Annotated in this window: 25 protein-coding genes and 2 pseudogenes; 16 read left to right on the top strand and 11 right to left on the bottom strand. The window is 70.9% G+C overall.

What is annotated here, in order from left to right; translation table 11 throughout:
* Nucleotides 1-9 precede the first annotated feature (9 nt).
* From AB0B57_RS01645 to AB0B57_RS01635, 3 genes are read left to right on the top strand one after another with little or no spacing between them, the layout of a single operon-like run.
* Nucleotides 10-705, top strand: a complete 696-nt coding sequence (locus tag AB0B57_RS01645; RefSeq protein WP_357063969.1) for a response regulator transcription factor — start codon at nucleotides 10-12, stop codon at nucleotides 703-705.
* Nucleotides 702-2,153: a HAMP domain-containing sensor histidine kinase gene (locus AB0B57_RS01640; protein ID WP_357063966.1), complete on the top strand. Its 1,452-nt coding sequence runs from the start codon at nucleotides 702-704 to the stop codon at nucleotides 2,151-2,153. Before AB0B57_RS01645 ends, AB0B57_RS01640 begins: the two co-directional genes overlap by 4 nt.
* Nucleotides 2,150-2,641, top strand: coding sequence for a hypothetical protein (locus AB0B57_RS01635; RefSeq protein WP_357063964.1), 492 nt, complete (start codon nucleotides 2,150-2,152; stop codon nucleotides 2,639-2,641). The genes AB0B57_RS01640 and AB0B57_RS01635 overlap by 4 nt, the downstream gene beginning before the upstream one ends.
* Here the strand turns inward: AB0B57_RS01635 and AB0B57_RS01630 are convergent.
* From AB0B57_RS01630 to AB0B57_RS01605, 6 genes and pseudogenes are all read right to left on the bottom strand, one after another.
* Nucleotides 2,634-3,683, bottom strand: coding sequence for a D-alanine--D-alanine ligase family protein (locus tag AB0B57_RS01630; RefSeq protein WP_357063962.1), 1,050 nt, complete (start codon nucleotides 3,681-3,683; stop codon nucleotides 2,634-2,636). The two genes, AB0B57_RS01635 and AB0B57_RS01630, sit on opposite strands and share 8 nt — an antisense overlap.
* Nucleotides 3,680-4,822 (bottom strand): alanine racemase, encoded by a 1,143-nt coding sequence (gene alr / locus AB0B57_RS01625; protein ID WP_357063959.1) that lies wholly within the window; start codon nucleotides 4,820-4,822, stop codon nucleotides 3,680-3,682. The genes AB0B57_RS01630 and alr overlap by 4 nt, the downstream gene beginning before the upstream one ends.
* The gene (locus tag AB0B57_RS01620; protein WP_357063955.1) at nucleotides 4,819-5,967 is read right to left on the bottom strand and encodes an acyltransferase; all 1,149 of its coding nucleotides are present in this window, start codon (nucleotides 5,965-5,967) and stop codon (nucleotides 4,819-4,821) included. Before AB0B57_RS01620 ends, alr begins: the two co-directional genes overlap by 4 nt.
* A 229-nt stretch (nucleotides 5,968-6,196) precedes the next feature.
* A pseudogene (locus tag AB0B57_RS01615) lies at nucleotides 6,197-6,373 on the bottom strand (transposase family protein); the annotation flags it as partial.
* A gap of 320 nt (nucleotides 6,374-6,693) precedes the next feature.
* A complete protein-coding gene (locus AB0B57_RS01610) occupies nucleotides 6,694-7,722 on the bottom strand; it encodes a hypothetical protein (RefSeq protein WP_357063953.1) in 1,029 nt (342 codons plus the stop codon).
* 319 nt (nucleotides 7,723-8,041) lie between these two features.
* Nucleotides 8,042-10,957 (bottom strand): CHAT domain-containing protein, encoded by a 2,916-nt coding sequence (locus AB0B57_RS01605; protein WP_357063951.1) that lies wholly within the window; start codon nucleotides 10,955-10,957, stop codon nucleotides 8,042-8,044.
* On the opposite strand from AB0B57_RS01605, the gene AB0B57_RS01600 reads away from it, so the two are divergent.
* The 3 genes from AB0B57_RS01600 to AB0B57_RS01590 are packed head-to-tail and all read left to right on the top strand — an operon-like array spanning nucleotide 10,928 to nucleotide 13,166.
* Nucleotides 10,928-12,070 (top strand): S8 family serine peptidase, encoded by a 1,143-nt coding sequence (locus AB0B57_RS01600; protein WP_357063948.1) that lies wholly within the window; start codon nucleotides 10,928-10,930, stop codon nucleotides 12,068-12,070. The genes AB0B57_RS01605 and AB0B57_RS01600 overlap by 30 nt on opposite strands.
* A gap of 11 nt (nucleotides 12,071-12,081) precedes the next feature.
* A complete protein-coding gene (locus AB0B57_RS01595) occupies nucleotides 12,082-12,666 on the top strand; it encodes a sigma-70 family RNA polymerase sigma factor (protein WP_357063944.1) in 585 nt (194 codons plus the stop codon).
* Complete coding sequence (locus AB0B57_RS01590) at nucleotides 12,663-13,166, top strand: hypothetical protein (protein ID WP_357063941.1); 504 nt, start codon at nucleotides 12,663-12,665, stop codon at nucleotides 13,164-13,166. The genes AB0B57_RS01595 and AB0B57_RS01590 overlap by 4 nt, the downstream gene beginning before the upstream one ends.
* Before the next feature lie 93 nt (nucleotides 13,167-13,259).
* On the opposite strand, the gene AB0B57_RS01585 is transcribed toward AB0B57_RS01590, so the two are convergent.
* Both AB0B57_RS01585 and AB0B57_RS01580 read right to left on the bottom strand, forming a co-directional pair.
* Nucleotides 13,260-13,664 carry a transposase gene (locus AB0B57_RS01585; protein ID WP_357063939.1) on the bottom strand — a complete coding sequence of 135 codons (405 nt, stop codon included), beginning with the start codon at nucleotides 13,662-13,664 and terminating at the stop codon, nucleotides 13,260-13,262.
* Nucleotides 13,628-13,948: a transposase gene (locus tag AB0B57_RS01580; protein WP_357063937.1), complete on the bottom strand. Its 321-nt coding sequence runs from the start codon at nucleotides 13,946-13,948 to the stop codon at nucleotides 13,628-13,630. The genes AB0B57_RS01585 and AB0B57_RS01580 overlap by 37 nt, the downstream gene beginning before the upstream one ends.
* 50 nt (nucleotides 13,949-13,998) lie before the next feature.
* Here AB0B57_RS01580 and AB0B57_RS01575 point away from each other — a divergent pair, with 50 nt between their 5' ends.
* Together AB0B57_RS01575 and AB0B57_RS01570 are read left to right on the top strand one after the other, a co-directional pair.
* A complete protein-coding gene (locus AB0B57_RS01575; RefSeq protein ID WP_357063935.1) occupies nucleotides 13,999-14,871 on the top strand; it encodes an LLM class F420-dependent oxidoreductase in 873 nt (290 codons plus the stop codon).
* Between the two features lie 56 nt (nucleotides 14,872-14,927).
* Entirely contained in the window at nucleotides 14,928-15,329 is a 402-nt protein-coding gene (locus AB0B57_RS01570) for a hypothetical protein (protein ID WP_357063932.1), read from the top strand.
* A 119-nt stretch (nucleotides 15,330-15,448) separates the two neighbouring features.
* On the opposite strand, the pseudogene AB0B57_RS01565 reads toward AB0B57_RS01570, so the two are convergent.
* Nucleotides 15,449-15,550, bottom strand: a pseudogene (locus tag AB0B57_RS01565) (IS5/IS1182 family transposase); the annotation flags it as partial.
* 177 nt (nucleotides 15,551-15,727) lie between these two features.
* Complete coding sequence (locus AB0B57_RS01560; protein ID WP_357063929.1) at nucleotides 15,728-16,120, bottom strand: hypothetical protein; 393 nt, start codon at nucleotides 16,118-16,120, stop codon at nucleotides 15,728-15,730.
* A gap of 388 nt (nucleotides 16,121-16,508) precedes the next feature.
* Here AB0B57_RS01560 and AB0B57_RS01555 point away from each other — a divergent pair, with 388 nt between their 5' ends.
* Entirely contained in the window at nucleotides 16,509-16,751 is a 243-nt protein-coding gene (locus AB0B57_RS01555) for a ricin-type beta-trefoil lectin domain protein (RefSeq protein ID WP_357063926.1), read from the top strand.
* Nucleotides 16,752-16,835: 84 nt separating this feature from the next.
* Here AB0B57_RS01555 and AB0B57_RS01550 read toward each other — a convergent pair whose 3' ends face one another.
* Entirely contained in the window at nucleotides 16,836-19,097 is a 2,262-nt protein-coding gene (locus tag AB0B57_RS01550; protein ID WP_357063923.1) for a catalase, read from the bottom strand.
* A gap of 183 nt (nucleotides 19,098-19,280) precedes the next feature.
* Here AB0B57_RS01550 and AB0B57_RS01545 point away from each other — a divergent pair, with 183 nt between their 5' ends.
* The 7 genes from AB0B57_RS01545 to AB0B57_RS01515 all read left to right on the top strand — a co-directional run bounded on the left by AB0B57_RS01545 (nucleotide 19,281) and on the right by AB0B57_RS01515 (nucleotide 26,105).
* The gene (locus tag AB0B57_RS01545; RefSeq protein ID WP_357063920.1) at nucleotides 19,281-20,171 is read left to right on the top strand and encodes an alpha/beta hydrolase; all 891 of its coding nucleotides are present in this window, start codon (nucleotides 19,281-19,283) and stop codon (nucleotides 20,169-20,171) included.
* A 136-nt stretch (nucleotides 20,172-20,307) separates the two neighbouring features.
* Nucleotides 20,308-21,096, top strand: a complete 789-nt coding sequence (locus AB0B57_RS01540; RefSeq protein WP_357063918.1) for an ATP-binding cassette domain-containing protein — start codon at nucleotides 20,308-20,310, stop codon at nucleotides 21,094-21,096.
* Entirely contained in the window at nucleotides 21,093-21,815 is a 723-nt protein-coding gene (locus AB0B57_RS01535) for an ABC transporter ATP-binding protein (protein ID WP_357063915.1), read from the top strand. The genes AB0B57_RS01540 and AB0B57_RS01535 overlap by 4 nt, the downstream gene beginning before the upstream one ends.
* Nucleotides 21,816-21,845: 30 nt before the next feature.
* Nucleotides 21,846-22,724, top strand: a complete 879-nt coding sequence (locus AB0B57_RS01530; protein ID WP_357063912.1) for a branched-chain amino acid ABC transporter permease — start codon at nucleotides 21,846-21,848, stop codon at nucleotides 22,722-22,724.
* Nucleotides 22,721-23,818, top strand: coding sequence for a branched-chain amino acid ABC transporter permease (locus AB0B57_RS01525; protein WP_357063909.1), 1,098 nt, complete (start codon nucleotides 22,721-22,723; stop codon nucleotides 23,816-23,818). The genes AB0B57_RS01530 and AB0B57_RS01525 overlap by 4 nt, the downstream gene beginning before the upstream one ends.
* Before the next feature lie 84 nt (nucleotides 23,819-23,902).
* Nucleotides 23,903-25,189, top strand: coding sequence for an ABC transporter substrate-binding protein (locus tag AB0B57_RS01520; protein ID WP_357063907.1), 1,287 nt, complete (start codon nucleotides 23,903-23,905; stop codon nucleotides 25,187-25,189).
* Between the two features lie 304 nt (nucleotides 25,190-25,493).
* Complete coding sequence (locus AB0B57_RS01515; RefSeq protein WP_357063905.1) at nucleotides 25,494-26,105, top strand: TetR/AcrR family transcriptional regulator; 612 nt, start codon at nucleotides 25,494-25,496, stop codon at nucleotides 26,103-26,105.
* The last annotated feature ends 49 nt before the right edge of the window (nucleotides 26,106-26,154 follow it).

The following is a 26,154-nucleotide window of genomic DNA, read 5'->3' as shown; positions in this document are numbered from 1 at the left end:
CTTGACGACATGTCGCAGGTGCTGCTGATCGAAGACCACCAGACCGTGCGCGACGGGCTGCAACTGGCGCTCACCCGGCAGGGGCACACCGTGCACGCGGTGGAGACGGGTGAGCAGGGGTTGGAGCGGCTGCGCACGACCCCGTCCGACGTGGTGGTCCTCGACCTCATGCTGCCCGGGATGGACGGGTTCGAGGTCTGCCGCCGGATTCGGCAGCTCGGCGACCTGCCGATCATCATGCTCACCGCCCGCAACGACGACATGGACGTGGTGGCGGGCCTGGAGGCCGGCGCCGACGACTACGTGGTCAAGCCCGTGCAGGCCCGGGTGCTTGAGGCGCGCATCCGCGCGGTGCTCCGACGCACCGCCGGCGAGTCGCGGCGCACCGGTGGTGAGCGGGCCGGCCCGGAACAGCACGGCCCGCTGGCCATCGACCGGGCCGCGCTGGTGGTCAGCAAGGACGGGACACCGGTCAGCCTGGCACCGACGGAGCTGCGCCTGCTGCTGGAGCTCTCGCACACGCCGGGCCAGGTGCTCAGCCGCCAGCAACTGCTGGAGGCGGTGTGGGAGCACGGTTATCTCGGCGACTCGCGACTCGTGGACGCGTGCGTCCAGCGGCTGCGCGCCAAGATCGAGGCCGACTCGGCGGCGCCGGTCTTCATCCAGACCGTGCGCGGTTTCGGATACCGGTTCGGCCCGCTGTGACCCGCTGGGCCGGCGCCCGGTTCCTGGGCCTGCGGGTCCGGCTGCTGCTGACGTTCGCGTTGCTGGGCGTGACCACCACGGCCGCCGTGGCCAGCGGCAGCTACATCCAGGCCCGAACCGTCATCCTGCAACAGGCGCAGGACGCCGCCGTGATGGCGCTGACCGAGCAACTCACCAAGGTCTACCCGATCGCCCAGCTCCCGCCGACGCAGGATGACCTCACTCTGCTGGCCCAGCGCCTCTCCGACCGGGAGGGCTACGCGGTGGTCATCTACCGGGACCTGCGGGCGCAGGGCTCCGAGGGCCCCGACCTGCTCACCCCCGAGCTGCGCCAGGACGTCGGCGAGGGCCGGATCGCCTGGCAACGTATCTCACGCGACGAGCAGCCGTGGCTGCTCGTCGGCACCCAGCTGAGGTTCGCGCGACTCGACGGCACGTCCCGACCGTCCGGGCTGGAGGTCTACTCGGTACGCACCCTCGCGCCTGAGCAGCAGAGCATCGACCGGCTCGCCAACCTGGCCTGGCTGACCGGCGGGCTGTCCCTGGTCCTCGCCGTCCTGCTGGCTCTGCTGGCCGCCCGGGGGGTGCTGCGACCCGTCCGCGACCTGGGCCGGGCAGCCCGCCGCCTCGGTGAGGGCGACCTGAGCACCCGGCTGACGGTCCGGGGCACCGACGAGCTGGCCGATGTGGCGCGGACCTTCAACGACACCGCCGGGACGCTGGAGCGGCAGGTCGGTGAGCTGCGGCGGATGGAGTCCGACGCCCGCCGCTTCGTCGCCGACGTCTCGCACGAACTCCGGACGCCGTTGGCGGCGATGACGGCGGTCACCGACGTCCTCGACGAGGAGGCGGAGCACCTGCCCGGGGACGCGGGCCGAGCCGCCCGGCTGGTCAGCAGGGAGACGCAGAACCTCACCCAACTGGTCAACGACCTCATCGAGGTCAGCAGGTTCGACTCCGGCACCGCGCGGCTCGCCCTGGACGACGTGGACGTGGCCGCGGCGGTGACCGCGAGCCTGCGGATCCGGGGGTGGCTTGACCGGGTGCGGGCGGACCTGCCGCCCGGAGTCGTGGCCCGCCTCGATCCGCGTCGGCTCGACGTCATCGTCGCCAACCTGGTCGGCAACGCCTTCCGGCACGGTGCCGAGCCGGTGTCCGTACGCCTGCGCGCCGACCCGGACTGGGTCACCGTCGAGGTGGCCGACCAGGGGCCTGGACTGGACCCGCAGGTGCTGCCGCACGTCTTCGACCGCTTCTACAAGGCCGACACCGCCCGCACCCGCTCCGAGGGCAGTGGCCTCGGCCTCGCCATCTCCTGGGAGAACGCACGCCTGCACCGCCACGGCGACCGGCGGGGGAGTCTCGTCGCCGACAACGCTCCCGGTGGCGGCGCGGTGTTCACGCTCCGACTGCCGCGCGACACGGCGGCCGCCGGAGGTGCCCGGTGACCAGACGTGCCCTCCTCGCCGGTGGCCTCCTGCTCACCCTGCTCGCGACCGGCTGCGGGGTACGACCCAGCGAGGTCATCAGGGGCCGGCAGGCGGTCAGCGGCCCGTCCCAGGGCACCGGGCTCTACCTGCTCGCGCAGGGCGAACTCGTGCTGGTCCTGCGCCCGGCGACGGCGGACGCCGCACCCGCCGACGCGCTCGCCCTGCTCGCGGCCGGCCCCCAGGAGAACGAACGCGCGCAGGGTCTCACCAGTGCGGTGCCGGCCGGGTTCGACCCGGTCACGGTGACGTCGGAGGCCGACCGCTCCGCCGGCCTCCGGGTGCGGACGACGATCGCGGCGCGGTCGTTGTCGTCGACAGCGGCCGACCAGATCATCTGTACGACGGCCGACGCCGCGGCCCAGTTCGGCCTGGCGGAGAATTCCGCCCCGGTCACCATCGTCGGGTCCGACGGTGCCCGGCCGCCCCGGCCGTGTCCGCTCAGCTGACCGAGCGCCGACCACCACTGCCCGCCAGGTCGGCCGTCGGTGCCGGCCGGGGCAGCCCGCCGTGGCGTACCCCGTCCTGGTCGACGAGCGCGCCGGCGATCAGGATGTCGATCAGCTCGGCGAACCCGAGACCGGCCTTCTCCCAGATCTGCGGGAACTGCGACGCGGCGGTGAAACCGGGGAACGTGTTGACCTCGTTCACGATGGGCTCGGGTGACCCCTCGGCGGGCAGGAAGAAGTCGACCCGGAGCAGCCCACGGCAGTCGAGGGCGCGGAAGGCACGGATCGCCCGGTCCTGGAGCACCTCGGTGGTCGCCGCGTCGAGCGGGGCGGGGATCTGGAAGGCGGCCCCGCCGTCGTACTTCGCGTCGTAGTCGAAGAAGCCGGCACCGGTCACCCGGATCTCCAGCGGCGGGCCGGCCTGCACCCGCCCGTCCGGGTGCTGCAGAACGGCCACGTCGATCTCCCGCCCGCGCGCCCCCTGCTCGACGAGCACCTTCGGATCGACCTGACGGGCCTGCTCCAGCGCGGCGGGCACCCCCGCCCAGTCGTCCACCTTGACCACGCCCAGGCTGGACCCGGCCCGAGCCGGCTTGACGAAGATCGGCAGGTCCAACCGTTGCCGGTCGGTGGGCGACAACTCCTCGCCGGGACGCAGGGTCACCCCCGGGCTGACCCGCAGGCCCTCCGCGGCGAGAAGCCGCTTGGTGACACCCTTGTCCATGCCGGCGGCGCTGGCGAAGACACCGTTGCCGACGTACGGCACGCCGAGCCATTCCAGCAGCGACGCCACGGTGCCGTCCTCGCCGTACGGGCCGTGCAGGGCCGGAAAGACCACGTCCTGGGCGCGCAGGACACGCAGCGCCTGGGGCAGCGTCGTCGGGCGACCGCCGACGTGCCACCCGCCGTCGCGGTCGATGAGCACCTCGGTGACCTGGTACCGCTCCCGGTCCAGGTTGGCGAGGATGCTCGCCGCCGAGCGGCGGGACACCTCGTGTTCGCCGCTCTGTCCGCCAAACAGCACTGCCAGTCGAGTCGTCATGAAGTCCGTGCCCTTTCGTGGAGGTGGTCGCGGGCCACCCGGGGCCCGATCCCGGTCAGGATCTCGTGCGGGTTGGTGCCGGCCCAGCGGGCCCACTCGACGACGGTCGGTGGGCTCTGGTCACCCTCGGCCGGGCCGAACACCACGACCGGGTCGCCGATCGCCACCGGAAGGTCCCCGGCGTCGACCACGCACTGGTCCATGGCGACGCGCCCAACGATCGGGCACCGCCGACCGCCGAGCCACACCTCGGCGCGGCCGCCGGTGGCACGGGGCAGCCCGTCGGCGTAGCCGAGCGGCAGCAGCGCCAGCGTGGTCGGCGCGGCGGTGACGTGTTCGGGGCCGTAGGAGACGCTCGTACCGGCGGGCACCCGCTTGACGTTGACCACACTCGTGCGCAACGTCATCGCGGCCCGCAGCCCGAATTCGCCCGGACCGCGCGCCCCGAACGGGTCCACCCCGTACAGCGCGATCCCGATCCGGCAGAGGTCGAAGCGTGTCCGGGGTGCGGCCAGCGCGGCCGCCGAGTTGGCCAGGTGAACCAGGTCCGGGTCGAGGCCGGCGGTGCGCGCGACCCGCAACGCCTCCTCGAAGGCCGCCACCTGCCGGTGCAGCTCGGGGGCGCCCGGCAGGTCCGCGTCGATGAGGTGGGACCACACCCCGCGTACCCGGATCGCGCCCTCCCGCTCGTACTTGCGGGCCCAACCGACCAACTCCGGCCAGTCGTCCCCGGCCGCCCCGTTGCGGGACAGACCGGTGTCCGCCTTCACCTGCACCATCGCCGGTACGCCGAGCAGGTGGGCCGCGTCGACGACGGAGTGCAGGTGCGTGGTCGTCGACACGCCGACGTCGACGCCGGCGGTGACCAACCCGCTGAAGTCGTCGTCCGGCCGGTGCAGCCAGCTCAACGTGGGTGCGGTCACCCCCGCGTCGCGGAGGGCCAGCGCCTCGGCCGCCGAGGTCACCCCCAGCCAGCGGGCGCCGGCGCCCAGGGCGGCACGGGCCACCTGCACCGCGCCGTGGCCGAACCCGTCCGCCTTCACCACGGCCATCAGGTCGGTGCCGGTGACCGACGCGATGGCCCGCACGTTGTCGGCGATCGCCCCGAGGTCGACCATCGCCTCGGCCAGGGCGCTCATCGGGACGCCCCCGCCCGGCGTGGGCCGGGGAGCGCGAACAGCCAGCCGGCGCGAACCGCCAGCAGCCCGCGATGCACGGCCAGGCTCAGCCCGATCACCGAGCCGGTGAGCAGAATCGGATAACCGAGCACGATCAGGCCCTGAGCGGACCGATCCAGCCCGGAAACGCCTACGAGCAACGGCCGGTGCAGCAGGGCCAGGACCGGCATGTGGATGACGTAGATCGGCAGCGTGATGCGGCCGAGCCTAGCCAGCGGTTCGCTGAGTGCCGACCAGCGGGCCAGCCGGGCAGCGGCGGTTATGCCGAAGATCACTGCCACGACCGAGACCAGCGTCCACACACCGAACCACTGCTGGGCGCCGGCCGCCGCCATCGCGGCGAGCGCGAGCACGTAGGCGCCCGAGGTCACCACGAGGCGGCGTGGGCTGGCGGTGGCCGTCCAGCGCTCGATCCGCGGCCGCAGGTACAGGCCGGCGAGGAAGAAGACCAGGTTCTGGTAGAGGCCGGCACGGTTGCCCGGTGTGGCGAGCAGGCCGGCGGCGGCGATCGCGGACAGCGCCGCGGCGGGTACCAGGACCAGCGCCCGGGGCACCCGACGGGTCGCCTTGGCGATGGTGAAGTACAGCGCGAGCGCGTACAGGTACCAGAGGTTCGACGGTGTGATGGTGAGCTGCTCCAGCAGGCCGCGGGCGGTGGTGGCGCGGTCGGTCGGCAACTGCGGAACGGCGGCGAGGATCGCGGTGTGGATCAGCAGCCAGACGGCGTACAGGTAGAGGAAGCCGGCGATCCGGCCGCGGGCGACGACCCGCCAGGGCCGCTGCACGGCGTTCGCCGCGAAGACGCCGGAGATGGTGAAGAACAACGGCATCCGCAGCGGCAGGAACTGCTCACCCAGCGTTCCCCACAGGCCGGGCACCGGCACACCGACGTGCCAGTCGATCTGCAGGTAGTCCTTCACGACGACGTGCCACAGCACGACGAGGATGATGCAGACGCCCTTCGCCGCGTCGGCCCACTGCGCCCGGTGTGACTGCCGGTCGGCGGGGACCGTCCGGGTCCAGTACCGGTGGCGAAACCGGACGCGCGTCGTTTCGGGCCGCGTGTCGACGGGCCGGGACTCGGTGGGAGACAACTGTTGGATCACTCAGCAGAAGCTGCCAGCCGGATATCCGCGCGTGATCCACGAATTGTCATGATCTGGTAATGGACGCGGCCAGCCCTCGACACGTCCCTAGTACGGCAGCATGCCCACGCGTACCAGCGTTGTCCCTTCGAGCCGGCCCCGGCGGAGCGGACCTGCCACCGGCGTTCGTCGGTGGCGAGCAGGGCGATGGCCTTCGCGCAGGTCATGGCCTGTCCGCGATCTGGTCGCCGAAGCCGAGTTGGTCGCGGGCTTGGTCGTCCAGATCGTGGAGCCAGTCGGTGATCGCGGCGAACGACGATGCGCCAGCCAGGACCGCGCACACCGCGACCGTGAGGAGACCTGTCAGCGGGTACCGCACCCCGCGAGGGTCGCGGGGATCCGGTACGCGCGACAAGACGCGTAGCAGTCCTGACGTCTCACCCTCGGTGACGGTGGGTGGTGACGCGTCGGGGTAGCCGGCGACCACGGACGGTGCGGTGATCGGGCTTGATGGCGTCGGCGGGTGAGATCCTCGGGGCGTCGTGAAGCGTAGAGAACTCCATGATCACCGGTGCGGTCCGAATCCCCGCCACAGAGAACGACCGCACCTCGCTTTGCGAGTAGCTCGTCCGACACGCCGCGGGCCGGCTCCAATGGCGACCAGTCGCTCGATCACTTGCCATTGGAGCCGGCCCGCTCAGGTCAAGGGCGCATTACCGGGACGAGACATCCGTCACCGGACATCGGTCAGTGAGTGGCGGTGAAGTCGTACAACTCCGACGCGGTGTCGTCGAAATAGGGTGACCACCACAAGGTCGGTGCCGCGTACGAGTTGAGCGTGCTGTTGACTCCGTTGAGGTAGCCCCAGTTCCCATCCCAGTTGATCAACCACGGGCCGCCGCTGGCGCCTGCGGTCAGGTCGCAGTTGATGCGGATCCGCGCCCCGGACTGGGTCGAGTTGCCGCTGCACCTCAACAGGTTGCCGCCGTCGAACGGCGCGCCGCTCGGGTAGCCGAAGTTGTTGATGCCGACCGTGAAGCCCTGGTGCGTACGGAAGCCGTGGCCCCCGAACTGGTTCACGATGTGGACGCCGTTGCGGGTGTTCATGATGGCCACGGCCATGTCGGCCTCCCAGTTGGAGTTGTCGATCCAACTGCTCCAGGTCCACAGCTCGCGGGCCGTCCAGGTGCCGTGCGGCCGAGGGTTGGCCAGGTCATCGTCGTACGCCGGGACGAACGACCAGTTGGTGGCGAGACTGCTGCCGGGGCCGCCGTGGATGCAGTGGCCAGCCGTCCACACGGTGTTGAAGCCAACCGAGTTGATGACCGCGCCGGAGCAGACCCACGATCCGCCGTCCATGTTGAAGAAGACCTTGCCGTTGGACCGGGCGGTCGGGTGGTTGGAGCCGAGGTTCGGGTTGATGGCCTGCGTGGACATGCCCGGGGTACCCATCAGGCCCGCCACCGGAGGCACATCCACCGGCCTGGACCGGCTGGTCGGCGCGGCAGACGAGGTCCCTCCACTCTGGGCAAGACGCCGTGCCGCGGCCTTGTACGAGGGAGACTCCTCGACGGGCCTGGCATTGCGCATCCGCTCGGGCGTCCAGTACGCCTCGATCGCCGCGTCGGCAGTCACCTGCGCGCCGTACCGCTGCCTGCCGGCCGCCCACGCCTCGGCGCTGACGGCCGTACCCACCTGACGGATGCTGTCACCGTCGGCGTGCGGAGCCGCCTGCGCCGGCTGGCCGACGGTCAGCAGCGGCAGGGCCAAGGCCAAGGCCAGGATGAGGTACCTTAGGCGCCGCCCGATATTCCTGGGTTGCATGTGGACCACTCCCTTGTCGGGGTCGAGTTGCCGGACCTGAATTCGAGTGGAGCCCCCGATTCCGATCCGGCGATTTGCTTCACAATGAGCGCGGCACCTACGTTTTTCAATGGGAATCGGTCAGTAACTGTTGTGGACGATCCCACACCGCAGCGAGGTATCTGCTGAGGTCCGCACCGTTCAGAGGCGACTCGTCGCTGTTTGATACAAACCGGTTTCTGGGCTCATCATCGGCCCGTAGGCCTGCCGTTCAATTAGCGCGCACGGGTGCTTATCCGGCGCCAAGGCACACGAAAGCGGCAGCCGTGGCGAGGTCCACCGGGTCGCCGGTGGCGCGCAACACCTGCTGTGCCTCGGCGAGGGCGGGCGCGGCAGGTGTGCCCGCCCGCAGTCGACGGTGCAGCTCGGTCATCAGTGCCACGGTGCGGTCCGCGGGCACCGGCAGCAGCGCCGCGACGAGCGTGCGGGTGCCGCTCGCCAGCAGTGCCGAGACGAAGCCCATGAGTTCATCACCAAGGGTGGCTTCGGCCCGTCCGCTCTCGCAGGCGGAGGCGATCACGCATCCCGGAGCCGTGCTCAACCGCTCCAGTTCGTACGCGAACAGCGGGCCGTCGGCGAGCTCCAGGGTCGAGAAGAGCGGGTTGTCGGCACGGAACGTTCCGTGCGTCGCGATGTGAGCCAGGCGCGCACCGGACAGGGCTGCGGTGACGGTGTCCACCGTAGCCTGCTCCCCTACCAGCGCAGTCGCCTCGGGCCACAGCGCCGCGAGTGCCGCGACCTCACTGAGCGCATCCGGCAGGCGCGGACCGGCGACCAGGACCGGCCGCCCGCCGGGTGCGGACCGTTGGGTGGCGGCGAGCCAGGTCGCGGCCGATGGTGCGATCGTGACCGGACGCCCCACGCAGGACGGCAGTGCTGCCCATGGCAGCGCGTACAACGCCTGGCCGGGCACGATGACCAATGGCAGGTCGCCGAGCCTGCGCCGGATCGGGCCGAACAGGTCTGCGTCGACCAGGCCGGCGGAGTGCTCGAGTGCCGCCGACGCCCCGGCCGAGGCGCCCAGCGTGACCAGTCGCCGCAGGGCGAACCGGATGCGCCCCTGGTGCTTGAGCACGGCAGGCAGCGCGCAGAGATCGTGCAGGCTGGCCCGCCCGTCACGTACCAGGACCGCCCAGATCCGGTCGCCGTGGCTAAGCAGCTCGACGAGAACGGCCGGACCGAGCTGAGCGGTGATCGCCGCGATGTCAGGCACGCAGACCGGCGTCCCGTCTCTGGTGCCGGCGCCCTGGCTCCGTCGGGCCAGGTCGCGTACGTTGGCCTCGAGTGCGGACTGCTGGCGCAGCATCGCCGCGAGCTGCGAGCCGCCGGCCAGCGCGGCGTCCTCGGCGTCGCGGGCCGCGGCCCGCAGGCGGGCCAGTGCCGCGGTCAGCTCCGGGTCGGTCGACGGACTCACGGGCTGGATCCGCAGGGTGCTCGCGCGCCACCGTTCCGCCCAGGCCAGGACCCGTGCGGGTGCTCCGGTGGCGATGGCGAGTTCCAGACCTTCCCGGGCCAGCTCCTGCCCGTGAGCGCTGCTGCGCGCCCGGAGCTCGGACGTGCCCAGGGTCACGCGATATTCGTCGAGAACGGACAGTCCGCGTTGAAGCGTGGACATGGCGGCTCGGTCGTCGCCGTCCAGACGGTGCAGTCGCGCCTGGGCGTGCCAGCCCTGGGCCCGTTCTGCCGCCAGTCCGCCGCGCCTGTGTCTGGCCGCCAGCGCCAGCAGTGCTCGGGCCTGGCTTGGCCGGTTCACCGCGAAGGCGACCGTCGCCGCCTCGTGCCAGGCCGTCAGAGCGAGACCGGTCAGGCCGGCCGAGGCCAGCGTGGCGGCGCTGTCGCTCAGGGCGCGCAGCTGGGCCGGGGTCCTTGTACCCTGTGCGAACCGGGCACGCAGCTCGATGTGGCGGGCGAATGCGTACCACACTGGGCGATGCTGTCGCCGGAACCTCCGGTATGCCGCCGCCGCGGAGCCTGCGGCCCGCTGCGGGTCACCGGCGAGCAGTTCAGCACGCGCCCTGGCCAGCAACGCCTCGGCGAGATCGGAGTCAAGCCCTCGGCGGTGCAGTTCCGCCACGGCGAACTCCGCCATCGCCGCCGCCTCCCCGATCAGCGGTACGGCGGCGAGCAGCTCGAACCGGTCGAGCAGCAGGCCGGGGCGCGGCACGTCGAGGCGGCGGTACTGGCGTTCGGTGTCGGCGAAGATCTCCAGCGCCCGGGCCAGGTCGCCGCAGCGAGCCGCGAGATGCCCGACGTTCCAACGGCAGTCGGCTGCAGCAAGATCCAGGCCGAGTTCGCCGAAGAGTTCGGCGGCCCGTTCCAGATCTGCTTCACCCGACAGGACGTGATCGCCGATCGGCAGCACCGCCCGATTGTTGCGGGCCCGGGCCTCCACCAGCCGATCGCCTTCCCTTCGGGCGACATCGATGGCTGCGCCGTAGTCGACGGCCGCCTCTGCGTACCGGCCGCGGAAATGTTGCACGACGCCGCGCTGCATCAGCGCCTGCCCGGCCTCGGCGCCGCCGAGCTGCGGCAGCGCGGCACTGACGGCGTGGTACGCGGCGGCGGTTCTCCCCGCGGCTGCGAGCACATAGCCGAGGCTCATCTGGGCCATGGCCAAGATCTGCGACGACCCGCTGCGGCGACCCGCGGCCACCGCACGACGTAGGTGCCGCTCTGCCGCCACGAGGTCGTTCATCTCCTTGTGAGCCAGGCCGAGGGCCCGCTCGGCGACGGATCGCTCCTGAGCGAAGCCAGTACGCCCGCAGCCGACAAGGACCTCTTCAGCCAGGACGATCGCCTCGCGCGGCTGGTGCTGCCGTAACGCCAGCGCACGCGCGGCGAGGTCGGCCAGCTCCTGCCGGCCGGCAGCCGACGAGGCGGCTGAGCCCGCCTTGATACGGTCGGCTTTGTGGATGACCATCGCGAATAGACATCCTAGCCTTGGCAACGATGCATCGGCATCCACAAGGATGGGAGTCGCGCCATGCGTATCGAGCCTGGAGGGCTGCGTCGGCGGACCGTGTTTGCGGCGGGAGGGGCCGCCGCACTGGGAGCACTGCTGCGCCCCGGGCGGGCGATCGCCGCTCCCGGATGGTACGAGCAGGCATTCCAGTCTGTCGTGGCCGCCGACCCGAACATCCGCGCCCACCTGACGCCCGGCCAGGAGTTCTGGTATCGGCCCCGGCAGCTCCTGGTCGCTCCCGCCGACCTTGGCCGCGTCATGGCGCGCTTGACCAACCTCGGGTACGTCGTCGCGACCGGCGCCCCGTTCGCAGGTGTCGCCCGGGTCATGTTCATGGTGGATGTCGACATCAAGGCGATCGTGGATGACCTGCGCAATCGGGCGAACTGGGCCGCGTCCGTCCCGGTGGTGCAGCCGCACCACGTCGTTGTCGGGTACCCCAACATCATGGGCAACCCGGGCGATGCGCCCGCGTCGCTCGCGGTGTCCGTCGCACCGGCGACGGGCTCTACGGGCTCCGGCCAGCTCGTAGGTATCTGCGACACCGGGATCTGGGCCGACGCGACCAAGAGGCACCCGCTCTGGTTCGCCGGCAGCTACGCTGCCGCACCGGCCGACATCGATGAGCTTTACCAGGGGAACTCCACGCTGGCGTTGCAGGCAGGCCACGGGACCTTCATCGCCGGAGTCCTGCGCCGGACGGCTCCGTCGATCATGTTCGATCCGGCCGTCGCGCTCACACCCCACGGGATCGGCGACGAGGCCTCGGTCGCGGCAGCCCTGGCGTCGCTGAACCCGACCGTGTCGTATGTCAACCTCTCGCTGGGCTGCTACACCATGGGCAACGTGCCCTCGTTGCCGCTGGCCAACGCGATCGCCAGCCTCGCCCCCACGCCGAGCGCGGCGCCGGTGGTGGTGGCCGCGGCGGGCAATGCCGGATCGGCCCGGCCCACCTGGCCGGCGGCGCTACCGGGTGTCGTCGCGGTCGCGGCGCTGCGCACGGACGCCCTGCTCGGCCAGGTGCCGACCGAATACAGCAACTTCGGACCCTGGGTCGACCTGTGTGCCATCGGCGGACATCAAGGACCATACGTCACCGGTCTGCTCGCCCCGCCCGACCAGAGACCATTGTCCTTCGACGGTTTCGCAACCTGGTACGGAACCTCGTTCGCGGTTCCGTACGCCATCGGTCGGATGGCCAAGCTGGTCACCAACCTCGGCATCAGCCCGCAGGCCGCCGCCGCCTCGCTGTGCGCCGGACCCAAGCCGTACGCCGGATACGGCGCCGTAGTGCCGTGAGCGGTAAACAGGTGACGCACGTCGATCTGGACGCCACCGTCCGGGCGGCCGCCGGCGGGGACCGGCGGGCATGGGAGGAGCTGGTGACCCACCTGATGCCCATGATCGTCGCGACCATCGAGGAGTGCGGGCTGACCGGCCCGGACGCCGCCGAGGTCAACCAGACAGTGTGGCTGCGCGTGGTGGAGTGGCTGGAGCATCTGCGTCACCCGGCAGCGCTGCCGAAGTGGATCGACACCACCACCCGGCGGGAGTGCCTGCGCGTGCAACGCACCGCGGGCCAGCACGCGCACCTCGTCGGCAGCGAAGACGAGCTGATGAGCCGGGAGACCGAGCCCTTGGACCCGATGGAGGCTGCGCTGCGCGAGGAGCAGTACGCCGCGCTGCGTACCGGCTTCGCCCAACTGCCGGACCGATGCCGTGAGCTGTTGAGCATGCTGCTCGGCGAGCCGCCGATGAGCTACCGCGACATCGTGACAAGGACCGGCATGCGTATCGGCAGCATCGGGCCCACCCAACGCCGGTGCCTTGACAAGCTCCGCGCGAGCCCGACGGTGGCCGCGCAACTCGAGCGTGGCCGGACGGTGACGAGGTGAACGGGCGGCGGTGGGATGACGACCGCTGGTTGGTCACCGATCTGCATACGGCCCTGTCTCCCGGCGGGCTGTCATCAGAACTGCTCCGGCAGCAGGCGTTTTCCGCATTCGACATCGGCCGCACCCACGGCCAGGCCATCCTCGCGGAGCTGGTGTTCGACTCAGCCTGCGATCCCGAGCCAGCCGGTCCGATCCGGGCGGTCGGTTCCGCGCGCCTCCTGGCGTTCCGCACCGACCGACTCGCGATCGACATCGAAGTCACCGAATCCGGCTTGGTCGGACAGGTTTACACCATCGACGGCACCGACCCGGCTGCCCCCGACGAGCCTCTCCTCGAGGTGGTCGGCGAGACCCCCCAAGGCGTCTTCGGCCACTCCCCACTCGCCGAGTTGGGCGGGTTTGAGTTGCCACTGCCTGCGCCAGGGCCGGTGCGGCTGCGGGCGATACTCGCCGAAGGAACCATGGTGACGAGCTGGCTTGTCCTGCGTTATCCGCGCTGACTGACCTGACCTCCCCACCTCGACGATCATCGCGGTCGGCGTGGGGATCTTCCCAGCAGGTCTGGGGCTGTCTCGCTGACGGCACCTCTCTTGTCAACCCGCCGGCAGCAGAGAGGTCTCCGTGTCTTTGATCATGGTGCGATAGACGACGTCGGCCAGGCGCCGTTTCAGGCAGCGCATGGCTTCCTTGTGGGTTTTGCCTGCGGCTCGGTTGCGCTGGTAGTAGTCCCTGCCTGGAGTCGCTCGTTTGATCTGGGCCATGGCCATGACATGCAGCGCGTAGTTCAGTTGCCGGTTGCCGGCACGCGATAGGCGGTGCCGTTGGACGTCACCGGATGACACTTCTATCGGCGCGACGCCGCAGTACGAGGCGAACGCGGACTCCGATCGGAACCTGTTGACGACTCCGGAGCGGGCGAGGATCTTCGCGGCGGTGACGTCGCCGATGCCGTGCAGATCGGTCAGGGTGGTGCCGGACGCCGCGACGGCGGCGGACAACGTTGCTGTTGCATCGGCGAGGTGCGCCGATCGAGGCGGCGCACCTCGCCGAGAAGGTCCACGGCGTGCCCGACCCGTTCGCGTACATATGCCAGGTGCGCGGTGTTGATGCCGTCGGCGAGCCGGCCGGCACAGCCCATGTACTGCCGTTTCACCCCGCACGTCGCGGTGCCCGCCTTCTGCTGACCGGTCTCGTCCAGCGCGGCGATCCGTAGTCCCCGCCGCCGGCGGCGTGCCGCTACCGTGTCCAGACCCGCCACCACGAACCGGCGCACGCCACTCATCGCGGCTGGCGTGTCCCGCTGCCGTACTAGGCTCGTTGCGGAGGTGCCACATGAAGCTTGGGCTGCACTACTGGAACTACTCGACCCCGGCCGACCCGGCCGCGATCGCACCGACCCTGGCGCAGGCGGCGACCACTGCCGAGCAGGCCGGCGTCGCGTCGTTCACGGTGATGGACCACTTCTTCCAGATGGACGCGGTGTTCACGGCCGAGGAGCCGATGCTGGAGGCGTACACCACGCTGGGCTACGTCGCGGCGAAGACCCAGCGGATGACGTTGGGCGTGCTGGTCACCGGTGTGATGTACCGGTACCCGGGGTTGCTGGCCAAGACCGTGACGACCCTCGACGTGCTCTCCGGCGGCCGGGCCCGCCTCGGCATCGGCGCCTCCTGGTACGAGCGCGAGCAGCTCGGGCTGGGCGTGCCGGTGGTGCCGGTGGCCGAGCGGTTCGAGCGGCTGGAGGAGACGCTGCGCATCTGCCTGCAGATGTGGAGTGCCGACGACGGCCCGTTCGACGGGCAGCACTACCAGCTCGCCGAGACCATCAACTCGCCGCAGCCGTTGAGCCGCCCACACCCACCCATCATGATCGGTGGCGGGGGCGAGAAGAAGACCCTGCTGCTGGTGGCGCGCTACGCCGACGCCTGCAACCTGTTCGGCCGTGCCGGCACCGACGACGTGGCGCGCAAGCTGGACGTGCTGCGCGGGCACTGCGCCGCCGAGGGCCGCGACTACGACACCATCGAGAAGACGGTGGTCGCCGCCCGGTCACCGCTGGACGACACCGACGCGTTCCTCGCCGAGGTCACCGACTACGCGGCGCTCGGGGTGACCGAGGTGCAGGTGACGCCGGATCGGCACCCGGTCGAGTTCGCCCAGCGGCTCGGCGACGAGGTGCTGCCGCGGCTGGCCGACATCGGCTGATCCCGCTGCGCGAAATTCGGTGGTCGTAGGCTGTCCGCGGTCTAGCGTGGCCCGCCGTGCTCACCAACGAACAGATCATCGGACAGGCCCTGGATCGGATCGAGGCAGGGTACGTCTTTCCTGCGAAGGTCGTGGACATCGACGCCGCGATCCGGCGCCGTCTCGCGGCGGGCGAGTACGACGGCCTGGCTGGACCAGCGCTCTGCGAGACGGTGATCGCGCACCTTCAAGAGGCGTGCCCGGACAAGCATCTGCGGTTGCTGTGGTCCGACCAGCCGCAGTCGCTGGATCCAGCGGACGAGGACGGAGGACGGGCCGCCTTCCTCGCACTGCTCCGGGCGGAGAACCAGGGCATCCGCCGGGTCGAGCACCTGACGTTGCGCAGCGCTTCAAAGGTCGTCTTGAGCAGGGAGTTCCCGCGTTCGCCAATGGCGCGGACCGCGTTGTGGCCTTGTTGAACTGCTGCTGTACGTCGGTGCAGGCATGGTTGCGTGGCTTCTTGAACGCCACCGTGATGGTGTCGGCCTCGCCTTCGCGGCCAGCAACACCGAGTGCAGGCCGGGCGCTTGGGCGGCGAGCACGGTAAAGCCCTGAACCTGGAGTCCGTGCCGAGCCGTTGCCATTCGGCGTGCAGGAGGCCGGACAGAAACGACACGGTCGCCTCGCGTACGGGCAGGATGGCGGCATATGTGTCGCTCGTAGCGACGCAGAACCTCGATGACGGTGATTCCGGGAAGGACCACCTTCATGCCGAGGTTCTGCGTCTTCTCGTTGCACCGCAACGGATCCGGGCGCGTCCGGCCCGCCGATCGAGCCAGCTACTCCAAGTCCTTGGTCGGAAAGGCCCAGTGGAGGATCAGCAGGGGGTCAGCTGCCAGGTCACCTTCGTCACGTTGACCGGTATATACAGGTCGCCCCCGGTCCCGCCGGCAGGAGCACAGTTTTTGAAGGGAGTCGAGGAGCCGAAAGCGAACCCGGATATTACGGCGTCGCGGCCTGTGCCGTTGTAGAAGTTGAATCCCTGGATGCTGCCGGTCCACTCGCTGTTGGTCGTCAGAGACGGCGTCTCCACGGGACCCTGCGGCGGGTGGTTCCAGTTGGGCCAGATGCAGAGCATGCCCTGCGGGCAGTTCCCGGACCCCCAGCTTTGTATCGACACTCCGGGTGCTGCCGCCGAGGCGGTGGGGGCGGCGGCCAGCACGCCCGCGACGGACGCGGCGATGGCGATGGCGATGGATTTCAACAGCACGGATCACCTGCTTTAGATAGATTCTTGTAGATGCAAATTTAAACTACCGGCGGAAAATTGACACGTCAAGCACCTGAAGCGACGTAGTCCGGCGGGTCAATCGGAAGCCGGCGTACCCTCCCGCCGATCTCGTGGTCTCTCTACCGGGACGGCACCGGGTTCGCCGTGTCGGCGCCACGCGACTGGCGGGTCGTCCGGCACGGCCAGCAAGTCGAGTTGACGCCCGAGGCCACCTGGGCGGCCGGGGTGGAGGCGTTTCGGGGAGGTCACCGCGGGCTTCCGGCCGGGGTCGGCGCCGGGCGACGCCACCCCGTCGGCCAGGCCCGACCTCAGCGTGTCGCCGACGCCGAGCGCACCTGCGGCCCGGTCGGGCCACCGGCTCGTCGGGGTGACGAGCAACAGGTGCCTGGACATCGCGGCGCCGGACTCACCGGATCCGGTCCGGCTCCAGCTCACCACCTGCAACACGACACCGGCCCAGCGGTTCACCCTCGACGAGGACCAGCACCTGGTCAACGCCCACAGCGGGATGTGCCTGGGTGCGGTCGGCCAGAGCACCGCGAGCGGGGCGCTGATCGAGCAGCGGAGCTGTGACGCCGGCACGGACCACCTGCGGTGGACCCGGAGATGACAGCCTGAGCACGGACGAGGGCTGTCCTCCCGTACTGCGGAGGACAGCCCTCGCCGGTGATCGGTCAGGCGACTCGGTGACGGGTCAGGCGACCGAGGCCGGGAACCGCTCCCACACCCGGTGCGCGGCCATCAACTGCTGCACCGCCGCCAGAGCCTCCGGACCGGAACCCGCCGCCACGATGCCGGGGGTGCCGGCCACGCCGGCCTGCTCCAGCACGGTGACGCCGGCGCCCCAGGCGCCCACGGCCTTGGCGTGCCGCCAGGACTCCTCGACGAGGAGCAGCACGCGGGGATCGACGGCGGTCGGCGCCGGCGTACCCGCCTTGGCGTCGCGGGCCGGGACGGCATCCGGCGCGGGCGCCGGCGCTCCGGCGAGCAGGACCGCGTCGAACTCGACGGACCGGCCGGTGGCGAAGGTGCGCTGCACCGGCAGGTCACCGACCAGGCCGCCGTGCGGGGCGATCAGCAGCGGCACCATGCCGGCCGCGAACACGGCCCGCCGGACCTCGTCGACGCCGTCCAGGTCGCCGGCGGGGTCGACGACGATGCCGACGGTACGACCGTCACTCGGCCACTCCCGGCCGACCTGCGACAGCGCCGGGCTGGGCGTGACGTCGGCGAGCGGTACCGTCGGCTGCGGGGCGGGCAGGCCCAGACCGGTGGCGACCTGCTCGCAGAGCACCGGGTCGATGTTGGCGAGGCTCTGGAGCTGGCGTTCCTTGATCGCCTGGTGGTAGCACTTGCTCAGCTCGAAGGTGTACGCCCGGATGATGTGCTCCTTCTCGACCGGCGACATGCTCAGCCAGAACAGGCGCACCTGGCTGTAGTGGTCGTCGAACGAGGCCGGGTTGGCGCGTACCTTCGGCGCCTCGGCCACCGTGACCGGCACGTCGACGAAGGCGTGCTCGGCGTCCCCGGCCGGGAACGGGTTGCCGCCGTCGAGCGAGTTCGGCCGGTACGGCGCCACGCCCGCGTGCACGGCATGCTGGTGGAAGCCGTCGCGCAGCATGTCGTTGACGGCCGCGTGCGGGCGGTTGATCGGGATCTGCGTGAAGTTGGGCCCGCCCAGTCGGGTGAGCTGCGTGTCGACGTACGAGAAGAGTCGGCCCTGCAACAGCGGGTCGTTCGTCACGTCGATGCCCGGCGGCAGGTGGCCCAGGTGGAAGGCGACCTGCTCGGTCTCGGCGAAGAAGTTCGTCGGCGTCCGGTTGAGCACCAGCCGGCCGATCGGCTGAACCTCGGCCAGCTCCTCCGGCACGATCTTCGTCGGGTCCAGCAGGTCGATGCCGGCGAAGGTCTCCTCCGGGGTGTCCGGGAAGACCTGGATGCCCAGCTCCCACTCGGGGTACGCGCCGGCCTCGATGGCGTCGTAGAGGTCCCGCCGGTGGAAGTCCGGGTCGAGGCCGCCGAGCAGCTGCGCCTCCTCCCAGGTCAGGGAGTGCACACCCAGCTTGGGCTTCCAGTGGAACTTCGCCAGCACCGTCTCCCCGGCCTCGTTGACGAGGCGGAAGGTGTGCACACCGAAACCCTCCATCGTCCGGTACGAGCGCGGGATGCCCCGGTCGGACATGTTCCAGATGGTGTGGTGCTGTGCCTCGGTGTGCAGCGACACGAAGTCCCAGAAGGTGTCGTGCGCGCTCTGCGCCTGGGGGATCTCCCGGTCGGGGTGCGGTTTGCCGGCGTGGATGATGTCGGGAAACTTGATCGCGTCCTGGATGAAGAAGACCGGCATGTTGTTGCCGACCAGGTCGAAGGTGCCCTCGTCGGTGTAGAACTTCGTCGCGAAGCCCCGGGTGTCCCGGACCGTGTCGGCCGAGCCCCGCGAACCGAGCACGGTGGAGAACCGCACGAAGACGTCGGTCTCGCGCCCCTTCTTGAGGAAGCCGGCCCGGGTGACCGCCTCGGCGGTGCCGTACGCGGTGAACACGCCGTGTGCGCCGGCACCCCGCGCGTGCACCACGCGCTCCGGGATGCGTTCGTGGTCGAAGTGCGTGATCTTCTCGCGCAGGTGGTGGTCCTGGAGCAGCACCGGCCCCCGTGGGCCGGCCTTGAGTGAGTGGTCCGTGTCGCGCAGCCGGGCGCCGTTCGCGGTCGTGAGGTAGGCGCCCTGCTGACCGTTCGCGGTGCTCGGTGCGCCGGTCTCGGCTCCGGTCGGCGTCCGCGTCTGCGGAGCGCCCTGTTCCGGCTTGGGTGGCAGCGGGTCGTGTGGCGTCGTCGGCTCCTCGACGCTCGGCGGCGCGCTACCCGGTGCGCCGGGGACATCTGGGGTCAGGGCGTCGGCGATCTTGTCCGAGGCCGTCTTCACGGCGTTCTTGACCGCCTCGGCGGGCTTGCTCTTTTCCACTGAACGGACCTCTCGATGGAGCTGTACGGGCAGGCGAGTGCCCTGCTACCCCTGGTCAGGGCGTCGAAACGCGACAGGTGTCGGCAACCTGCGGCGGGACTGGTGATTTCGCCGATGCGCGGATCGGTGGAGAGGAAAAAACTGACTTACGTCGATATCCCTCGACCCTAGGGAGTGCCCGACGTGTCCTCACCAACCACCACCCGTCCCCGTTCCGTGGTAGCCCGTCTCGCGGTGGCCGCCGTCCTGGTCGCCGGCGGCGTCCTCTCCGGCCCGACCGGCGCCGCGCAGGCCGCGGGCCCGTACGAGCGGGGCCCCGCCCCGACCACCGCGATCCTGGAGGCCAGCCGCGGCCCGTTCGCCACGGCGTCGCAGAGCGTGTCGTCACTGAGCGTCACCGGCTTCGGCGGCGGCGTCATCTACTACCCGACAAGCACCAGCGAGGGCACCTTCGGCGCCATCGCCATCTCGCCCGGCTACACCGCCGCCTGGTCCAGCATCAGCTGGCTGGGGCCCCGGATCGCCTCGCACGGTTTCGTGGTGATCGGCATCGAGACCAACACCCGGCTGGACCAGCCGGACAGCCGGGGCCGGCAGTTGCTCGCCGCGCTGGACTACCTCACCCAGCGCAGCTCGGTCCGCACCCGGATCGACAGCAGTCGACTCGCGGTGGCCGGGCACTCGATGGGTGGCGGTGGCACCCTGGAGGCGGCCTCGTCGCGGCCGTCGTTGCAGGCCGCGGTGCCGCTCGCGCCGTGGAACCTGGACAAGAGCTGGTCCGAGCTGCGGGTGCCCACGCTGATCATCGGTGGCGAGAGCGACACCGTCGCGCCTGTCGCGTCGCACTCGGTGCCGTTCTACAACAGCATCCCGGCCTCCGCCGAGAAGGCGTACCTGGAGCTGAACGGGGCGAGCCACTTCTTCCCGCAGACGACGAACACGCCCACCGCCCGGCAGATGGTGGCCTGGTTGAAGCGGTTCGTCGACGACGACACCCGCTACGAGCAGTTCCTCTGTCCGGGCCCGAGCGGTTCGCAGATCGAGGAGTACCGCAACACCTGTCCCAGCGCCTGACGGCGGTCTCGGGGCGGTCGCCACTGGCGGCCGCCCCGTCCACGTGCACTTACCAGCATCGAAGGTCTTGACGCCAAACCCGAGAAACGTACACTGCGAGTGTAAATAAACACCCGCCACGACAGAGGGATGGGTGATGGAGCGCGGCCTCGAACTGCACCACATCGGCGTCCGTTTCGGCGGCCTCACCGCCCTCGACGACGTCTCACTGCGGGTGCCGCCCAACCGGGTGGTGGGCGTGATCGGGCCCAACGGCGCCGGCAAGACCACGCTGTTCAACGTGATCTGCGGGTTCGTCGCTCCGGAGACGGGTTCGCTCACCCTCGACGGCCGACCGCTGCGGCCCCGGCCGCACCAGCTGACCCGGCTGGGCATCGCCCGGACCCTGCAGGGCACCGGGCTCTTCGCCGGTCTGACCGTGCTGGAGAACGTGCTGACCGGCGCCACCCACACCGCCCGTGCAGGTTTCTTCCCGGCCCTGCTCGGGCTGCCGGCCAGCGACCGCGACGAGCGCCGGCTGCGCCGTGACGCCCTGGACCTCCTCGACGACCTGGGGATCGCCGACCACGCCGAGGCCGCACCCACCACGCTGCCCTTCGCCGTACGCCAGCGGGTCGCCCTGGCCCGCGCGCTCGCCGCCCGGCCCCGGCTGCTGCTGCTCGACGAGCCCGCCGGTGGTCTCGGCGCCGACGACATCGCCGAACTGGCCGAGCTGATCCGGCACCTGCCCCGGCGCGACGACAACCCCTGCGCGGTGCTGCTCGTCGAGCACCACATGGACCTGGTGATGGCGGTCTGCGACGAGTTGGTGGTGCTCGACTTCGGCCGGGTGATCGCCGCCGGCACCCCGGACGAGATCCGCGACGACCCGGCGGTCACCGACGCCTACCTCGGAGCCGCCGTCGAGGAAGAGGTGTCCCCATGAGCGGCACCGATCTGCTCGTCGTGCGGGGGTTGGTCGCCGGTTACGGTGCCGCGCCCGTGTTGCGGGCCATCGACCTCACCGTCCCGGCCGGCACGATCGCCGCGGTCGTCGGCGCCAACGGCGCCGGCAAGACCACCCTGCTGCGGGCGCTCTCCGGGATGATCCGCCCGGCCGCCGGCCAGGTGCTCCTCGCCGGGGAGGACCTGCGGGGTACGCCGGTGGAGCAGCTCGTCCGGCGTGGCATGGCGCACGTGCCGGAGGGGCGGGGCGTGATCAGCGAGTTGACCGTCGACGAGAACCTGCGGCTCGGCGGGTTGTGGCGGCGCGACCGGGCCGACGCCGGTCGGGCCCTCGACGAGGTCTACCAGCTCTTCGAGCCGCTGGCCCGTCGCCGGCGGCACCTCGGCCACCAGCTCTCCGGCGGTGAGCGGCAGATGCTCGCACTCGGCCGGGCGCTGGTCGGCCGACCACGACTGCTGCTGCTCGACGAGCCGTCGCTGGGCCTGGCGCCGCGGGTGGTCGCCCGGACCATGGCCCTGCTCCGTCAGCTACGCGACCGCACCGGCCTGACCGTCCTGCTGGTCGAGCAGAACGTGCGCAGCGCACTCGCCGTCGCCGACCAGGGCGTCGTGATGTCCCTCGGTCGGGTGGTGATCGCCGCGCCCGCGGCGGAGCTGCGCGACGACGTCGACCTGCGCCACGCGTACCTCGGTTTCTGACCACCACCTCGTCCCCCGGAGGGAGGACTGTTGGACCGCTTCGTCTTCCTCACCGTCGACGGCCTGTCCCGGGGCGCGGTGTACGCCGCGTTCGCGCTGGCCCTGGTGCTCATCTGGCGGGCGGCGCGGGTCGTCAACTTCGCCCAGGGGGCGATGGCCGTCGCCGCCGCGTACGTCGCCTACACCGTTTCGACCGCGACCGGCTCCTACTGGCTGGGTTTCGTGGTCGCGATCGTCGCCGGCCTGCTGCTCGGCGCGCTCGTGGACCGGGTCGTGATGCGCCACGTCGACCACGCCTCGCCGCTCAACCCCGTGATCGTCGCGCTCGGCCTGGTGCTGCTGATCCAGGCCGTGCTGGGCATGCTGTACGGCAACGAGTTCCGCCCGGCCGAGGCGCCGTTCGACAGGTCCGCGCTCACCGTGGGCGGGGTGGCCGTGCTGTCGCCGTACGACCTGTTCGTCTTCGCCACGATCGGGGTGGTGGTCAGCGGCCTGGCCTGGATGTTCGCGCGTACCCCGGTGGGGTTGCGGATGCGCGCGGCGGCCTTCGCTCCCGAGGTGTCCCGGCTGCTCGGGGTCAACGTCGGTGGCATGTTGACCCTCGGGTGGGCGCTCGCGTCCGGGGTGGGCGCGCTGGCCGCCATGCTGGTCCTGCCGACCGAGTTGGGCCTGCACCCGCACGCGATGGACCTGGTGTTCGTGTCGGCGTTCACCGCGGCGGTGGTGGGTGGGTTGGACAGTCCACCGGGGGCGGTGGTCGGTGGCCTGGTGGTGGGTCTACTGCTCTCCTACGTGAGCGGTTACGCCGGCAGTGACCTCACGCCGCTCGCGGTGCTGGTCCTGCTGCTGGCGGTGCTGCTGGTCCGGCCCGGTGGGCTGTTCGCCCCGGTGGCGGCGAGGCGGGTGTGAGCGCCACGAGGGCGGCCCTGCCGCCGAAACAGCAGCTCGTCGACGCGGGCCGACCCGTCGACCGGCGACGCGGTTCGACCCTGCTGCGCCACCTCGCGGTGGTGCTCGCCGCCGGGCTGCTGCTGGTGGCGGTCAGCTACGCCGTCGAGCCGTTCCGCAACTTCCAGCTCGCCACCGTGGCCGCCTACCTCTGCGCGACCGCCGGGCTGACCGTCCTCACCGGGCTCAACGGTCAACTGTCCCTCGGGCACGGCGCGTTGATGGCCACCGGGGCGTACACCGTGGCGTTGTGCCAGAACGCGTTCGCCGACCGGGGGATGACCGGTGGCTGGCTGCTGCCGCTCTCGTTGGGCGCGGCGATCGTCGGCACGGTCGCGGTCGGCGCGGTGGTCGGTGTGGCGGCGGCCCGGTTGCGCGGCCCCTACCTGGCCGGGGTGACCCTGGCCGTGGCCGTCGTCGTGCCGGCGCTGGCTGTCACCTTCGACGGCGTGTTCAACGGCGAGCAGGGGCTGTCGGTGCCGGTGGAGCCGCCGCCGTTGTCGCTCGGCCCGTACTTCCCCTACGAGCGGTGGCAGCTCTGGCTCACCGGCGCGGCCACCCTGCTCGCGATGCTGCTGCTGGCGAACCTGATCCGCAGCCGGTACGGGCGCACCTTCCGGGCGGTCCGCGACGACGAGGTGGCGGCCCGTCTGGCCGGCATCCACGTGGCCCGCACCCAGGTTCTCGCGTTCGTGGTCAGTGCCGCCACCGCCGGGCTCGGCGGGGCGTTGCTGGCGGTGCTCGCGCAGAGCGTCTCACCCGGGGCGTTCTCGCTGACCCTGTCGCTGTTCCTGCTGATGGCCGTGGTGATCGGCGGTCTCGGCCGGCTCACCGGGGCGCTGTGGGGGGCCGTCCTGCTGGTCGCCCTGCCCGACCTCACCCACTCCGCGACCGAGTTGCTCACGCTCTCGCCCGCGGTGGCGCAGCGGCTGGAGGGAAACCTGCCGCTGGCGATCTTCGGCCTCACCCTGATCGTCGTCATGATCGCCGCACCCGGTGGCATCCAGGGGCTGTTGTCCCGTCTTGGTCGGCGCCTGCGGGCCCGGCGTTCCTGAGCTGCTGCGCGCCCGGCCCTCGGCCGGGAGTACCACCACCCACACCGTTCCCCCGAACCGGACCGAGAAAGGTCGGTGTTCTCCATGCACCGTTTGGCACAACGTGGTCTCGCGATCGCCAGCACCATCGCCCTGTTGGCCGCCGCCGCTGGCTGCAGCGGTGACGACGGCTCCGGTTCCGGCGGCGCGTCGGTGCCGGGCGTCACCGACACCGAGATCGTCGTCGGCACCCACATGCCGCTTACCGGGCCGGCCGCGGCCGGCTACTCGAAGATCGCCCCGGCGACGAAGGCGTACTTCGACTACGTCAACGCCAACGGCGGTGTGCACGGTCGGAAGATCACCTACAAGATCATGGACGACGGCTACAACCCGGCGAACACCCAGCAGGTGGTCCGCCAGCTCGTCCTGCAGGACAAGGTCTTCGCCGTCCTCAACGGTCTGGGCACGCCGACGCACAGCGGGGTGCTCGACTTCCTGAAGAGCAACCGGGTGCCAGACCTGTTCGTCGCCTCCGGCAGCCGCAGCTGGGACCAGCCGGACAAGTATCCGGGCACGTTCGGGTTCAACCCGGACTACACGGTCGAGGGCAAGATCCTGGCCAACTACGCCAAGACGAACCTGGCCGGCCAGAAGGTCTGCTTCCTCGGTCAGGACGACGACTTCGGCCGGGACAGCCTGGCCGGTGTGGAGAAGGTGCTCGGTGCCGGGGCGGTGGCGGTCAAGCAGACCTACGTCACCAGCAACACCAACGTGGCGCCGCAGATCGGCGCGTTCAAGGCGGCCGGTTGCCAGGTCGTCGTGCTCGCCACCGTGCCCGGCTTCACCGCGCTGTCCGTCGGCACCGCCGCGCGGCTGGGTTTCAAGCCGCAGTGGCTGGTCTCCAACGTCGGCGCCGACCACCCGACGCTGGCCAAGCAGCTCGACAAGGCCGCCCCGTTGCTGGAGGGCATGGTCGGCACCAACTACCTGCCGATGCAGCACGACACCGCGAACCCGTGGATCCAGCTCTTCACGAAGGTCAACAAGGAGCACAACGGGGACGCGCCGTTCGACGGCAACACCGTCTACGGCATGTCGGTCGGCTACCTCTTCGTTCAGACGTTGCTCGCCGCCGGCAAGGGCCTCACCCGGGAGAAGGTGCTGGAGGCGGTGCAGAAGGGCGGCTTCCAGGGCCCCGGGCTGGTGCCGCTGCGCTTCTCCGCCAAGGACCACTCCGGGTACGGCGGGCAGCGGCTGAACCGGGTGACCGGGGGAGTGCAGACCTACTTCGGGCCGGCGTACGAGACCGACGAGGCGGACGGCCCGGTCAACGAGTACACCGCCACCCCGCCCGCGCCCCCGGCAAACGGACTACCAACCGCCTCCTGAGCGTCCCCAACCCTTCCTCCCCTCCGCGATCTTGCACTTGCTCTACGGGGCATAACGGCGACAGAAAGTGCAAGATCGGCGCGAACCTGGCTGGTGGCGTCCGGCCGGGCGTGGTCACACGTGACCACGCCCGGCCGGATGTCTGTACGACGTTGACCGAGGCCGATTCGTGCTCCTACTATCTGCATCGTGAGTGCAGATTATGGATGACCGCGCCGGTGGTCGGTCCGGGGCCGCTGATCACCCTCTGTCTAGACTCGGCGGTGCGTCGGGGGACGCCACGGGAGCGAAGGGGCGGGGGCGGATGGACGGGGTCGACGTCGTGGGCCGGGTCGACGGACGCACGGCCCGGGCCGAGCGCACCCGCGCGGCCATCGTCGAGGCGCACCTCGCGCTTATCAACGAGGGTGACCTGCGCCCGACCGGAGAACGCATCGCCGAGCGGGCCGGCATCTCGCTGCGAACGCTCTGGACCAACTTCAAGGACATGGAGACGCTCTTCGAGGCCAGCGGCGCGGAGGTGCTCCGGCAACAGGACGCCGCCCACCGGCGTATCTCACCCGGGCTGCCGCTGGCCAAGCGGGTCGACGCGTACTGCCGGCAGCGGGCCCGGTTGCTCCAGCTCATCGCGGCGTCGGCGCGGGCCGCCCAGATGCGCGAGCCGGTCTCCGAGCAGCTGCACCGCAACCGTCTCAAGCACATCGAGCGGGTCCGCGACGAGGTCGAGGAGCTCTTCGCCGTCGAGCTGGCCGCGGCCGGGTCGGGGCGGGAGCAGCTGCTGCACGCCCTGGTGGCGGCGAGCACGTGGCAGGCCTGGTCGATGCTGCGTTACGGCCTCGGGCTGGGCGTGGACCAGGCCCGCGCCGTGATGACCCGGACGGTGGGCGCCCTGCTGGTCGAGGTCGCGGTCGACTGATTCCCGGCTCGGCCCGATATCGCCAACTCTTTCCATTCGGTTACCAATA

Origin of the sequence: Micromonospora sp. NPDC049101, assembly GCF_040648675.1 — a bacterium.
Lineage (GTDB): Bacteria > Actinomycetota > Actinomycetes > Mycobacteriales > Micromonosporaceae > Micromonospora.
The sequence above is the reverse complement of the archived record's forward strand: the minus strand, read 5'-3'. Positions and strand labels throughout refer to the sequence as shown.

Coding starts and splice junctions, on each gene's coding strand:
- alr (WP_357063959.1), bottom strand. CDS start 4,822: ATGAGCGCCCTGGCCGAGGCGATGGTCGACCTCGGGGCGATCGCCGAC.
- AB0B57_RS01540 (WP_357063918.1), top strand. CDS start 20,308: ATGGAGCGCGGCCTCGAACTGCACCACATCGGCGTCCGTTTCGGCGGC.
- AB0B57_RS01575 (WP_357063935.1), top strand. CDS start 13,999: ATGAAGCTTGGGCTGCACTACTGGAACTACTCGACCCCGGCCGACCCG.
- AB0B57_RS01535 (WP_357063915.1), top strand. CDS start 21,093: ATGAGCGGCACCGATCTGCTCGTCGTGCGGGGGTTGGTCGCCGGTTAC.
- AB0B57_RS01520 (WP_357063907.1), top strand. CDS start 23,903: ATGCACCGTTTGGCACAACGTGGTCTCGCGATCGCCAGCACCATCGCC.
- AB0B57_RS01645 (WP_357063969.1), top strand. CDS start 10: ATGTCGCAGGTGCTGCTGATCGAAGACCACCAGACCGTGCGCGACGGG.
- AB0B57_RS01580 (WP_357063937.1), bottom strand. CDS start 13,948: ATGAGTGGCGTGCGCCGGTTCGTGGTGGCGGGTCTGGACACGGTAGCG.
- AB0B57_RS01515 (WP_357063905.1), top strand. CDS start 25,494: ATGGACGGGGTCGACGTCGTGGGCCGGGTCGACGGACGCACGGCCCGG.
- AB0B57_RS01630 (WP_357063962.1), bottom strand. CDS start 3,683: ATGACGACTCGACTGGCAGTGCTGTTTGGCGGACAGAGCGGCGAACAC.